This window comes from Polynucleobacter sp. MWH-Svant-W18 (assembly GCF_018687495.1).
In the GTDB taxonomy this organism is placed as follows: domain Bacteria; phylum Pseudomonadota; class Gammaproteobacteria; order Burkholderiales; family Burkholderiaceae; genus Polynucleobacter.
In genome coordinates this window covers 912,050-923,651 of the sequence record NZ_CP061293.1, presented here as the reverse complement: position 1 = coordinate 923,651, position 11,602 = coordinate 912,050, and the positions used below count along the sequence as shown (strand labels likewise).

Genomic DNA, 11,602 nt, shown 5'->3' with positions numbered 1-11,602 from the left:
TTTAAGAAAGCAGAATTACAACCCTAGGAAGTGTTTTGCGTAGCGTGGATTGATTTCAGATAAGCGCAACATGGTTAACAAGTCAGCTGTATTGAAATCAGGATCCCAGGCTGGGGCACTACAAATCTTAGCGCCAAGCTTTAGGTAACCCTTGATCAAGGGTGGGGCTTCTACATCTAAGCCACCATTGAGCTTATCCAGAGGTAGCGGTAAACGTGGGAAGGCATGGAACTCAGTAGGGGCCATTTGGCTGCTATCTAAGGAGTTATAGAGACTGGCTGCAAAGTGACCACCATCAGCCATCGGAATGCTGGCGCATCCGAGCATGATTTCATAGCCATTCTTCTGCATATATTGGGCTAAGCCACTCCACAAGGCCATAATCACGGCGCCTGAGCGATAGTCCTTATGAACACAAGATCTACCTAACTCAACCAACTTTGGACGCAAGTGGTCTAAACGGCTTAGATCAAATTCTGCATCTGAGTAGAGGCGACCAATTTCTTGGGCTTTGTGTGGCGGCAATACGCGGTAAGTACCAACCACTTTTAATGTATCTTGATCACGAATCAATAAGTGATCGCAATAGGCATCAAACTCATCGATGTCTAAACCCTCAGCATTTTGCGACAGGTTTGCACCCATTTCTTCAGCAAATACCTTATAGCGCAATCTTTGCGCTTCTTTAATGCCGCTTGGAGTGCTCGCCCATTCAATCTGAAAGGCAGGGCGTTTTGCTTTGCTTGTTTGACTAACAACCGGAGCTACCTCAACAGCAGTTAATTCAGAGCGGGCTTTGGTCGCAAACTTTTTACCAAAAAGCTTTTTAGTTAACTTCTTAGAAAGCTTCTTGATAGGATTCAGTTTAGAAATTCTGGGTTTTTTCTCTTTTCTGAGAGAGAAAATCTCGAAGGCGCCAATTGGGTTCGGGATGTCGGACATAGTAAGCCTTGGTGTTTGTTTATGAGATCGTAGAGGGCATTTATTACAGTTTTAAGACAATCGGAATACACACCGCAGACCACATCAAAAGCGCGATGATGAGGGCTAACATGACCGCCGCCGAGCCAAAATCCTTGGCTCTTTTGGATAAATCATGGTGCTCGAAGGAGATCCGATCAATTGCCGCCTCCACACTAGAATTCAATAATTCCACCACCAAAACCATAATTAAAGAGGAAATCAGTAGGGCTTTTTCCAGCAAAGTCGTTGGAAGCAAAAAAGCCACTGGCGTTAGTAAGACGCACAAGGTTAATTCTTGCCTAAAGGCGCTTTCTTCTAAAAATGCGTAAACCAAACCGCACCAAGAGTTTTTGGCTGCATGCCAAGCCCTGGTTAATCCCCGATTTCCTTTGTAAGGATTTTGATTGATGTTGTACTGGGTATTCAATCAGGGCCTTCTTAAGCGAGTGCCGTTACATGCACATCTGGAGATGGAACGGGTTTGAGATGTTGCACAAACTGTTCTGAAGCTGCTCTCCATGAGAATTTTTCTGCGTGCGCACGAGCCTCTTCACGAGGAATCTTGAGGGCGGTAATGCAAGCTTCACGCAGATCTTCGTTCATGGCGCCGGCAGTAGAGTTGCCCAAAACGTCAATAGGGCCAGTCACTGGATAGGCTGCAACCGGAGTACCGCAGGCCATGGCTTCGAGCAAAACGAGGCCAAAAGTATCGGTTTTGCTTGGGAATACAAATACATCAGCGGCAGCGTAGACTTTGGCGAGTTCATGCTGCTGAAGAACGCCTAGGTAGTTAATGTCTGGATACTTTTCTTTGATGCCGGCCATGGCTGGGCCATCACCAACCACCCATTTTGATCCTGGCAGATCAATCTCCAAGAAGGCATTGATATTCTTTTCTACTGCGACGCGACCAACATATAAGAAGATAGGGTGTGCAGTATTTAGGACTTTGGACTCTTGCATCTTGAAGATATCCAAATCCACACCGCGTGACCACAAGACTACATTGGTCAGGCCATATTTCTCTAAGTCATTCTTCACCACAATGGTTGGAGCCATGACTGCCATGGATGGGCCATGGAACCAGCGCAAGAATGCATAAGTAATGGCAAGGGGAATGCCGGTACGCGCTTTTACATATTCAGGGAAGCGGGTGTGATACGCAGTAGAGAAGGGCAGATTGTTTCTCACGGCATAAGAGCGTGCAGATAAGCCTAGGGGGCCTTCTGTAGCAATATGCATGGCATCGGGTGCGAATTCTTTAATGCGACGCGCTACTTCTTTACCAGGAAATAAGGACAGGGCGATATCGGGATAAGTAGGGCAAGGAATCGATTTAAAACCATTTGGAGTGATCATCTCTACTTCATGACCCATGGCAATGAGTTCAGCGCGTGTTTGTTTTAAAGTGCGGACAACACCATTTACCTGTGGATCCCATGCATCGGTGATGATCATAATTTTCATAGTGCAGCCTCTTGAACGAGTGGTTGAATAGCAGGTTGGAATTCAATTTCCGGAGTTTCCACGGGCTCACCCTTAATAAAGGGCCAATGAACAATTTTGAGTTCGCCAGTATGGGTTTCAACTAAGGCTGTCAGGCTTTCAACCCAATCGCCATCATTGCAATAGAGTAAGCCGTCGATTTCACGAATCTCAGCTTTATGAATATGACCACAAACGACACCATCGCAGCCGCGCAGGCGAGCTTCTCTGGCCATGATGTGTTCAAAGTCAGCGATATAACTCACCGCGTTCTTTACTTGATGCTTAAGGTACTGTGATAGGGACCAATACTGCAGACCCATCTTGACCCGCAACATATTGAAATAACGATTGATGTAGAGGATGAAAGAGTAGAGGGTATCGCCAACATACGCTAGCCACTTGGCGTATTGCATCACACCATCAAATAGATCGCCGTGGGTAACCCACAATTTTTTGCCATCAACCGTTGTGTGAATGCATTCCTCAACGACTTTCACATCACCAAAAGACATTCCAAAGAACTGGCGTGCACTCTCATCATGGTTACCGGGTACATAGATCACCTCAGTACCCTTACGGGCTTTACGCAGAAGCTTTTGTACAACGTCGTTGTGGGCTTGTGGCCAGTAGAATGATTTTTTGAGTCGCCACCCATCGATAATGTCACCCACGAGATAGAACTTATCCGCTTCGTTGTGTTTTAGAAAATCGAGGAGGTAGTTTGCCTGACACCCTGATGTTCCGAGGTGTACGTCTGAAATCCAGATAGCTCTGTAATGCATCATGAGTTTGTATTAGGCCTAGCCTCTATGAAAGCTTCATGACATTTTTAAGACATTTTTATGACGATGCCTTTATCATTCAATATATTCATTATTAATAGTATTTATGACATCTCCCCATCATATCCACCATGTAAAGACGCCAATATGGCTTTACATCCTTTCATGGTTTTTAGTTTGGCTACACGTTTTGAGAGGGGTGCTGACGCTCTTCATCTTATTTCCATTTGTTAGTCCCAGCAGAAAAAAATCCCATATTCAAAGATGGTCTAAACGCTTACTAAAAATATTTGGCATTCAATTGCAAGTCAGCAATGCACAGGCATTGCCGCAAACTTCATACTTATTAGCATCGAATCATGTGTCATGGATGGATATTCATGTCATTAATTCATTTAAACCGATCCGGTTCGTAGCGAAGTCTGAAGTAGAAAAGTGGCCTATTTTTGGTTGGATGGCAAAACAGCTGGGTACTGTTTTTATTAGACGCGATAGTTCTAGACATGCACGGCAAGTGGTTGGAGAAATGGTAACAGCCCTAAAAGAGCAATCCATCTGCATCTTTCCTGAAGGAACCTCAACGATTGGCAAGACTGTTCAAACGTTTAAGCCTAATTTATTTGAGGCTGCCGTCTTGGCGCAAGTTCCGATATGCACCCTGGCCTTAGCCTACTTTGATCGAGTTAGCGGTGAGCACTCTGAAGTGCCAGCATTTGTGGGTGACATGGGCTTACTGGGTTCTATGGCCAGCATCTTGAAAAATCGCAATCTAAAGGTGGAATTGCAGTTTTTTCCACCTGCAGTAGGGAGTCCTGATCAAATGCAGGATCGTAAGTGGTTATCACAGCACTCCCAAGAGGAAATTGCTGGCTACCTGAGCCAGAACTGCAATTAGAGAATTTGTAATATATGTGACATATCTATACTCTAAAAAGATAGATCATTAAATGGGGTAACGCATGAGTTCAACGCATAAAGAGATGGCTGACTGGTATCAACGTGCTCAAGAAGAAATTCTGGATAGCATGGATGAAGAGCTCGAGATGGAAATGGATGATGATCGCCTTTCTGCGGATGGTGATAGCAATTCTTCTGTACCCCGTAATACCTATTTCCGTGAACTATTTCGCTTGCAGGGCGAGCTAGTCAAACTGCAAGACTGGGTTGTTGCCAATAAAGTAAAAGTAGCTGTCATCTTTGAAGGCCGAGATTCAGCTGGCAAGGGTGGTGCGATCAAGCGTATTACCCAGCGCCTTAATCCTCGTGTGTGTAAGGTAGTTGCTTTGCCAGCGCCAAACGAACGTGAAAAAACGCAGTGGTATTTTCAACGCTACATAACCCATCTTCCAGCCGGCGGAGAGATTGTTCTATTTGACCGCAGTTGGTACAACCGTGCTGGCGTTGAAAAAGTCATGGGATTTTGTACCGATGAAGAGTACATGGAGTTCTTGAGAACGGTGCCCGACTTAGAGCGCATGATTATCAATTCCGGAACCATCCTGATTAAATATTGGTTCTCCATCTCTGATGAAGAGCAATACAACCGTTTCATGATGCGGATTCATGATCCATTGAAACAATGGAAATTGAGCCCAATGGATTTGGAGTCACGTCGTTTGTGGGAAGCCTACACCAAGGCCAAAGAGACGATGCTCGAACATACCCATATTCCAGAAGCGCCATGGTGGGTAGTAGCTGCAAATGATAAGAAAAAAGCCCGTTTAAATTGCATTAGTCACTTGCTTAACCAGATTCCTTATCAAGAGATCCCACACCCTGAAATTACCTTGCCAGCGCGTGTGCATAACCCTGACTACCTACGTGGGCCAGTCCCACCAGAGATGTACGTTCCAGAAATTTACTAAGCATTGGTGATAGTGATAATCTCTCGTTTGAAAGAGAGATTATTTGATGAAACTACATCCATCCGTCACCAATCGTGAATTCAAGTTGTTAATCAAGCCTAATGGCCTTGACCGCTTTAGCAATATCACGAAATTAAGTAATCAAATATTGGCCTTTTGCGACAAGAGCAAGGTCAACTTCTATCATTTGGACAACGCAACAACGGGCTTGCGAAATATTTATTTTTTCGATACCCCAGGACAAGACTTTAGACAAAACAACATCATTTTGCGTGTACGAGAATCTCGTCAAAATGTGTGGGTCGATGATTACTGTGAAGTGACTCTCAAGTGCAGATCTGAAGACATTGCAAAATCATCCGATTTTGATCCAGCCCCCATTAAAAAAATTAAACATCGTATTCGCTTAAAAGAAGAGATTTTGCGTGGAGATAAAGTAGGGAGTAGACGTCAACTCTTTTCCAATAACTCGATTCTGGATGCTGTGCCATTAGATGATTTGTTTGAGCGCTCTGTCATCAGTACCAGTAAATTTTTTCCCGGACTAGCTACATTAGATATTGATAAGACTGCGCCATTACGTATTGTTGGTGGTGCAACCAATAAGATCCTCGAAGCTTGCCTACCTCTTGGTAACTTGGTCTTTGGCGATGGTGTTCAAGCCCATTGTGAGATCGCTATTTGGATGAAAAGTGTTGGAGAGCCTATTATTGGTGAGCTGGCTTTTTCCTATCGCGTCAATAATCAAAATCGCGCACTAGATAAAGCACATCAGCGCGCTGACAAGTTTTTCAAGGCATTGCAACTTGAGCTTGATAGCTGGCTGGCAAGTGGTAGCACCAAGACGGCCTTAATTTATGGAAAGCCTGAATGATTAGCGCTCAGGATTCTGTTGCTACTCAAGCTCAGGCCCCATCCTTATTGAAGATATTTATTAACTTCTTACAAATTGGGGCCATCAGTTTCGGTGGCGGCATTATTGCTTACGAACGCATTCTGTTAGTAGATAGAACCAAGTGGCTCAATCCCGATGAGTTTATGGCGTTCTTGGCTATTAGCCAAACAATGCCTGGACTCAATTCCGTTAATCTAGCAGTTCTTGTTGGCGATCATCTGCGCGGAGTTTCTGGTGCAATCAGCGCAACACTCGGCTTAATCTTGCCTGGCTCAGTTTTTGTAATGGCACTAGGCATCCTCTATGCAAGTAATGCAGATCACCCATTGGCAAATATTATTCTGATGGGTATTGCTGCTGGCGCCTGTGGCCTATTGACTGCCATTACCTATCGCATTGGTGGCGATCATTGGAAAAAGATCAAATCTGTTGCCATTATTGCGGCTACCTTTGCCTTGATGAGTGTTGCTAAGTTGAGCTTGCCACTCGTGTTGCTGATCATGGCACCCATTGCAATTTATCTGTATCGCCCCAGCAAATCATCATGAGTCAATTGTTTAACTTAACCATGACTTTCAGTCTTCTGTCCCTCTTAGCGGTCGGAGGGGGAACAGCAGTATTGCCTGAAATGCAAACCCTATTAGCGCAACAATTTCATATTACGCATACTCAGTTTGTCCAAATTTATAGTATGGGCCAAGTAGCACCTGGGCCCAATATGTTGATGGTGTTGGTGATTGGCTTCCAAATTGCTGGGATGCTAGGTGCAGGCGTTGTCTTACTTTCCTTTTTCCTGCCTTCCAGTATTTTTTGCTTCTATGCAGGGCGCTTGTGGGTACATTTTGGTGAGAGTCCTTGGAGACGCTCAATTCAAAATGCTTTGGAGCCCATCTCGATTGGCTTGATGTCTTCAGGTGTATATGCCGTTGCAAAAGCGTCAATCTTTGACGAGACCACAATCATCTTGGCATTGCTAAGCCTGTATTGCATTCTGAGAACTAAGATCAATCCCGCTCTCGTCATCTTGGGTTCAGGACTGATTGGCTTGATAGCCCATCAATTTCTATAGTCAACAAAGTATTCTAAAACTGGCGGCAATACCCCAAAACACCGTGAATTTGCCCCAAATAGGCCTCTCGGTGTAGAATATCGATTCCGTCGGAGTGTAGCGCAGCCTGGTAGCGCACCTGCTTTGGGAGCAGGGGGTCCAAGGTTCGAATCCTTGTACTCCGACCACTTTCCTTATTGTTCTAGTTACACCCAGCATATAACTGCCCATAGCTCAGCTGGATAGAGCAACGCCCTTCTAAGGCGTAGGTCGCACGTTCGAATCGTGCTGGGCAGGCCAAAATCTTCTAATTTAATAGTGTCTCAGACTGGTTAAGACTGTTTCATTGGCTCGATTGTGGCTGATCATGATCTAGCTTTGCTAGCGTATGGGTGGCCTTGAGTCCAGCGTGAGGGATCCGTTGACTATCAGCAACTCAGCGACAGAGTGGGATGAATAGAATTTTGACCCTGGCGATCGAGTGTCGGTTCGACCCGACTCGGATGTGTCCGGTTAAGTAACGGTTGGATGGCTCTTATAGGATGCCATGCGGACATTCAAAACTGGCTAGTTGGTCATGACTGGGCGGCAGAGATCGGCCATTAAGTGACCATCATTATTTTTTTTGTACCACCTCTTTCGCTAAGTCAATTGGGATTTAAAGGGTAGATTTATTTCTAATTTTGAGTAATATGTACTCATCATCTCGAACATATTACGACCTTCTTGCAGGAGAGTGAAATGAAGATAATTACAGACATGATTTTGAAATTAGCTGCACTGGCGCTAATGCTGCTAGTTGGCATGACACCGGCCATGGCTGAACAGAAAGTTGCCCTAACAGATCCCTGTCCAATCAAGATTGAAAACTGGCGCGGCAAAGCATTCTACGAAATTCTATTTATGAATCGCCAGGCTAACGGCAGTGGGATCGGCTACTACTACAATTCTCTTGGCAAGGACCTTGAGGCACCTAATGACGTAATGGACGCTCGCTTCCGTGCGTTGAATGCAGATGAATTGAAAAAGAAATACGGGAGCGATGGAGTCCTCTTCAATGGTCCTCGCCGTCTCGTAGCGAACAGCATCACAGGCACAGCCTGGGATGGTTGCAAGGAGAGAGTGATCTCCACAATCCCCTTGCGCGTGCTTGGCCTCTTCGAAACTCCTGACCTGAGCAAGGCCGTCACCGGAACCCTGCCATCCTATAAGGTGCTAGTGTCTAAGCGAACCAATACCTTTTTCTTCAATGCAGGCGAAACAGTTTATGAGTTGGTCACTCCAGAGGGCGCTGTGTACACCATGTTCAGTTTGTCTTTGAAGATTGATCCCAAGAACACTATCGAAAGCCTGCCTACCCTTGGCAAGCGCTTGAACTTACCGGAGGGATGGAAATTTAGATCGCGCAAGTTAGATAAGGACATGACTCTGACGTCGACTGCTGATTCCAACACGCCTAACACCATCGTTCTCGATCAACTTGAAGGTAACTACCAGTACAACGCTGGCGCCAGCGCTAAAAAGTAGTGTCTTACTGACCGGCGGCAGCGATTTAGGTTTTATCCGCGTTTACCCACCACTTGATAGGGTGGGTGACGCTCCTTGCGTAGGGGTATCAATATAGACTGCTTGAGAAAAAGAGGGATGGCATCATGAAAAATCGCCAAATTTCAGCTTTTGTTGGATTAATCATTGTGGCCATCGTGGCGGTAATGAGTGTTGGATGCGGCAATAAGAACGATGCCGTTTCTCAAGCGGAAAAGAAAGATACCGTAGCGGGCATTCCTGTACCAAGCCTTGAAGAGACTAAGGCGATTGCAGAAGAAGGATTCATCTACGGACTTCCCATCGTCATGAACTATGCAGTCATGTATGACTACGCGATTGATCGCGATTCAGGACAGTTCAAAGCTCCCTTTAATAAAATCAATAATGAGGCGCGTGTCTTTACCTATAAAGATACAACAGTAGTTTCACCCAATAGCGATACTCCTTATTCGATTGTGTTTATGGATTTGAGATCAGAGCCAATGGTGTTATCAGTGCCTGCAGTAGATAAAAAGCGTTATTACGCAGTGATGCTATGTGATGGTAATACGTTTAATTATGGTTATATCGGTAGCCGTGCTACGGGCAATGAGGCTGGCAACTATATGGTAGTTGGGCCTGATTGGCAGGGCGAAACACCTCAGGGCATTAAACAAGTATTTCGATCATCCACCCAATTTTCTGCAGCAATTTATCGTACTCAACTTTTCAATGCAGCTGATATGCCCAATGTAGTTAAGGTACAAAGTGGATATAAAGCGCAACCACTTTCGGCTTATCTCAAGCAACCTGCTCCAGCTGCTGTCCCAGAAATTGATTTTCCGAAGATCAATAAAGAGATGGTGAAAACCAATTTCTTCGAATATTTAAGCTTTGCGCTTCAGTACGCGCCAGCCGGTCCTGAGGAAAATGCTATCCGCGAAAAATTAGCAATTATTGGTATCGGACCCGGCAGAAAGTTTGAGTTCAAAGACCTCTCGGCCGAACACAAAGCTGCAATCCTTTTAGCCATGAAGGAAGGTGAGGAGAAGATTGAAAAAATGGCTGCAAATGGAGGTAAAGACTTTAATGGGTGGAGAGTGGGTGGCCTAGCTGGTGGGGATCGTGCTTTCTTCAATGGGGATTGGCTAAAACGAGCTGCTGTTGCAAAAGCCGGCATCTATGCAAACGATTCAGTTGAAGCCATGTATCCATTGACTCGGATGGATAGCCAAGGAGAAATGCTAGATGGTAGCAAGCACAATTACATGCTCACTTTTGCAAATGATCAACTTCCACCGGTGAATGCATTTTGGTCTATCACGATCTACGATAGCAAGACGCAACTCTTAATCGAAAATCCAATCAATCGCTATCTGATTAACTCACCAATGTTACCGGGGTTAAAGAAGAATGCCGATGGATCGGTGACGATCTACATTCAAAATAAATCGCCAGGTAAGTCGAAAGAAGCAAATTGGCTGCCAGCACCCAATGGTCCAACCTATATTGTTATGCGACTTTACTGGCCAAAAGAGACTCCTCCATCCATCTTGCCGCCAGGTGAGGGGGAGTGGAAGCCACCTGAAATTATTTTGGCGAACTAACTTACCTCGCTTCAGGAATTTTGTATAACTGGCGAGTCTGGAGAGATTCGAACTCGCGCCAAGCGATTTAAAAGTCCTCCTAGCGAAGGTTATGTCCGCCAAAGTCTCCTTTGGGTCGAGAAGTGACTGATAGTAAGAGTTGGCCTTAAAGTCTCAAATCGGCCAGAAGTGGACACTCTATCAAATATAAAAGACCTATTCAGCTGTGCATTAGCACTTTAGATCAACTTATTAAATGATTGCTATCTATTGCTGCTTTTATGGAGTACTGTTCACCCATACCAAGGCTGATAACTGTTACAGCACTTGACTTTTTCCATCCAGCGTAACAGTCGCCCTCTCTAGCGAATTAGAGTAGGTCTCTCCCCCTTAAGAAATTTTCAATTATGTTTAAAAAACTTGCATTGGCAAGTTTGATGGTATTCGTATTCAGTCAGCCATTAGCTCAAGTTTCAGTGAGTACTGATGGAGGAACTACGGGTGGTGCAATTACCTCATCTCCAATTAGTAACTCGGTATCTAGTGTTGGAAGTCTATCGACTGGCGCTTCAACATCCCAAGGTGGGGCAGGTGGCCTTGGCGGTACTTCTAGCGCAACCACTGGAGCATCAACATCTCAAGGTGGCTCAGTAGGAAGTTTATCCACTGGTGCATCGACATCAGCAGGTGGAGTATCAAATGCAACTAGTGGGGGAGCATCCTCAAGCGGAAATACTTCAGGTAACACCACGATCACATCAAACTATACAGCTCCCAAAATTCCAGTAGCTACAGCAGTGGCTCCATCCAATTTTCCAACCGCTCCTTGCATGGGGTCATCGTCTATCGGCGGCTCTGCTGTTTTATTTGGTTTTAGTGCTGGGTCCTCATGGGAAGCAACAGAATGCATGACATTTGAAGCTGCAAGATCATTTGATCAGGCTGGCATGCATGACGATGCACTTGCTATTAAATGTACCAGTAAGTATTCAGCCGCTGCACCTAGTTGTATCAAACTCAAGCAGCAGGAGTTACAGGCTCAGCAACAAGCGTTAGTTCAGCAATCTGGATACGACTTAACAAAGCCAGCAAACATAAATCTTATTAAGGGTATCTATAGTGAGACTATTGACCCCGTAACTGGTTTTATTACCATCATTGATACTCGAGACTCTCGCAGTCGTATTGGAGTAATCCGGTAATGTGTTTTATAGGTTTACCCGACAAAATAGATATCCGACCATTCAACCGCCTGTAGATGCCAAGCCGGATCCAAGGTATTCCACCCCGAACCACAGATCTCGGTGCGTACTGAACACCTTTTTTAGCCAGGCTTAAACCATTGTTTAACTAGTTGTTTTAGCTCATTTTTACAGCTTCTAAGGCGTAGGTCGCACGTTCGAATCGTGCTGGGCAGGCCAAATTCTGAATATCCTCATCATTGGCAT

Annotated in this window: 12 protein-coding genes and 2 tRNA genes; 10 read left to right on the top strand and 4 right to left on the bottom strand. The window is 45.1% G+C overall.

Annotated elements, in window-relative coordinates:
- Window positions 1-15: 15 nt before the first annotated feature.
- Genes C2757_RS04845 through C2757_RS04830 form a run of 4 tightly spaced genes read right to left on the bottom strand, consistent with a single transcriptional unit; the run spans window position 16 to window position 3,233 of the window.
- Complete coding sequence (locus tag C2757_RS04845) at window positions 16-942, bottom strand: GNAT family N-acetyltransferase (RefSeq protein ID WP_251366709.1); 927 nt, start codon at window positions 940-942, stop codon at window positions 16-18.
- Between the two features lie 43 nt (window positions 943-985).
- Window positions 986-1,390 (bottom strand): diacylglycerol kinase, encoded by a 405-nt coding sequence (locus C2757_RS04840; RefSeq protein ID WP_215373165.1) that lies wholly within the window; start codon window positions 1,388-1,390, stop codon window positions 986-988.
- Window positions 1,391-1,401: 11 nt separating this feature from the next.
- Window positions 1,402-2,430: a glycosyltransferase family 1 protein gene (locus C2757_RS04835; protein ID WP_215373163.1), complete on the bottom strand. Its 1,029-nt coding sequence runs from the start codon at window positions 2,428-2,430 to the stop codon at window positions 1,402-1,404.
- On the bottom strand, window positions 2,427-3,233 hold the full coding sequence (locus C2757_RS04830; protein WP_215376915.1) for a UDP-2,3-diacylglucosamine diphosphatase: 807 nt from the start codon (window positions 3,231-3,233) through the stop codon (window positions 2,427-2,429). The genes C2757_RS04835 and C2757_RS04830 overlap by 4 nt, the downstream gene beginning before the upstream one ends.
- 106 nt (window positions 3,234-3,339) lie before the next feature.
- Between C2757_RS04830 and C2757_RS04825 the strand changes: the two genes are divergently transcribed.
- The 10 genes from C2757_RS04825 (at window position 3,340) to C2757_RS04780 (ending at window position 11,356) form a co-directional block, all read left to right on the top strand.
- Complete coding sequence (locus tag C2757_RS04825; RefSeq protein ID WP_215373161.1) at window positions 3,340-4,128, top strand: 1-acyl-sn-glycerol-3-phosphate acyltransferase; 789 nt, start codon at window positions 3,340-3,342, stop codon at window positions 4,126-4,128.
- A 64-nt stretch (window positions 4,129-4,192) separates the two neighbouring features.
- Window positions 4,193-5,098: a polyphosphate kinase 2 gene (gene ppk2, locus C2757_RS04820; protein WP_215373159.1), complete on the top strand. Its 906-nt coding sequence runs from the start codon at window positions 4,193-4,195 to the stop codon at window positions 5,096-5,098.
- A 46-nt stretch (window positions 5,099-5,144) separates the two neighbouring features.
- A complete protein-coding gene (locus tag C2757_RS04815) occupies window positions 5,145-5,972 on the top strand; it encodes a hypothetical protein (RefSeq protein ID WP_215373157.1) in 828 nt (275 codons plus the stop codon).
- Window positions 5,969-6,541: a chromate transporter gene (locus C2757_RS04810; protein WP_215373155.1), complete on the top strand. Its 573-nt coding sequence runs from the start codon at window positions 5,969-5,971 to the stop codon at window positions 6,539-6,541. The genes C2757_RS04815 and C2757_RS04810 overlap by 4 nt, the downstream gene beginning before the upstream one ends.
- A complete protein-coding gene (locus C2757_RS04805) occupies window positions 6,538-7,062 on the top strand; it encodes a chromate transporter (protein WP_215373153.1) in 525 nt (174 codons plus the stop codon). Before C2757_RS04810 ends, C2757_RS04805 begins: the two co-directional genes overlap by 4 nt.
- 90 nt (window positions 7,063-7,152) lie before the next feature.
- Window positions 7,153-7,229, top strand: a tRNA-Pro gene (locus C2757_RS04800).
- 35 nt (window positions 7,230-7,264) lie between these two features.
- Window positions 7,265-7,341, top strand: a tRNA-Arg gene (locus tag C2757_RS04795).
- A gap of 441 nt (window positions 7,342-7,782) precedes the next feature.
- Window positions 7,783-8,568 carry a hypothetical protein gene (locus C2757_RS04790; protein ID WP_215373152.1) on the top strand — a complete coding sequence of 262 codons (786 nt, stop codon included), beginning with the start codon at window positions 7,783-7,785 and terminating at the stop codon, window positions 8,566-8,568.
- Between the two features lie 125 nt (window positions 8,569-8,693).
- Entirely contained in the window at window positions 8,694-10,175 is a 1,482-nt protein-coding gene (locus tag C2757_RS04785) for a DUF1254 domain-containing protein (protein ID WP_215373150.1), read from the top strand.
- Between the two features lie 386 nt (window positions 10,176-10,561).
- Complete coding sequence (locus C2757_RS04780) at window positions 10,562-11,356, top strand: hypothetical protein (protein ID WP_215373147.1); 795 nt, start codon at window positions 10,562-10,564, stop codon at window positions 11,354-11,356.
- Window positions 11,357-11,602: the final 246 nt, after the last annotated feature.

What these genes read in the sequence shown, in the direction of transcription:
- C2757_RS04825 (WP_215373161.1), top strand. Translation starts at nt 3,340, where the DNA reads ATGACATCTCCCCATCATATCCACCATGTAAAGACGCCAATATGGCTT.
- C2757_RS04815 (WP_215373157.1), top strand. Translation starts at nt 5,145, where the DNA reads ATGAAACTACATCCATCCGTCACCAATCGTGAATTCAAGTTGTTAATC.
- C2757_RS04845 (WP_251366709.1), bottom strand. Translation starts at nt 942, where the DNA reads ATGTCCGACATCCCGAACCCAATTGGCGCCTTCGAGATTTTCTCTCTC.
- C2757_RS04810 (WP_215373155.1), top strand. Translation starts at nt 5,969, where the DNA reads ATGATTAGCGCTCAGGATTCTGTTGCTACTCAAGCTCAGGCCCCATCC.
- C2757_RS04830 (WP_215376915.1), bottom strand. Translation starts at nt 3,233, where the DNA reads ATGCATTACAGAGCTATCTGGATTTCAGACGTACACCTCGGAACATCA.
- C2757_RS04790 (WP_215373152.1), top strand. Translation starts at nt 7,783, where the DNA reads ATGAAGATAATTACAGACATGATTTTGAAATTAGCTGCACTGGCGCTA.
- C2757_RS04785 (WP_215373150.1), top strand. Translation starts at nt 8,694, where the DNA reads ATGAAAAATCGCCAAATTTCAGCTTTTGTTGGATTAATCATTGTGGCC.
- C2757_RS04805 (WP_215373153.1), top strand. Translation starts at nt 6,538, where the DNA reads ATGAGTCAATTGTTTAACTTAACCATGACTTTCAGTCTTCTGTCCCTC.
- ppk2 (WP_215373159.1), top strand. Translation starts at nt 4,193, where the DNA reads ATGAGTTCAACGCATAAAGAGATGGCTGACTGGTATCAACGTGCTCAA.
- C2757_RS04780 (WP_215373147.1), top strand. Translation starts at nt 10,562, where the DNA reads ATGTTTAAAAAACTTGCATTGGCAAGTTTGATGGTATTCGTATTCAGT.
- C2757_RS04835 (WP_215373163.1), bottom strand. Translation starts at nt 2,430, where the DNA reads ATGAAAATTATGATCATCACCGATGCATGGGATCCACAGGTAAATGGT.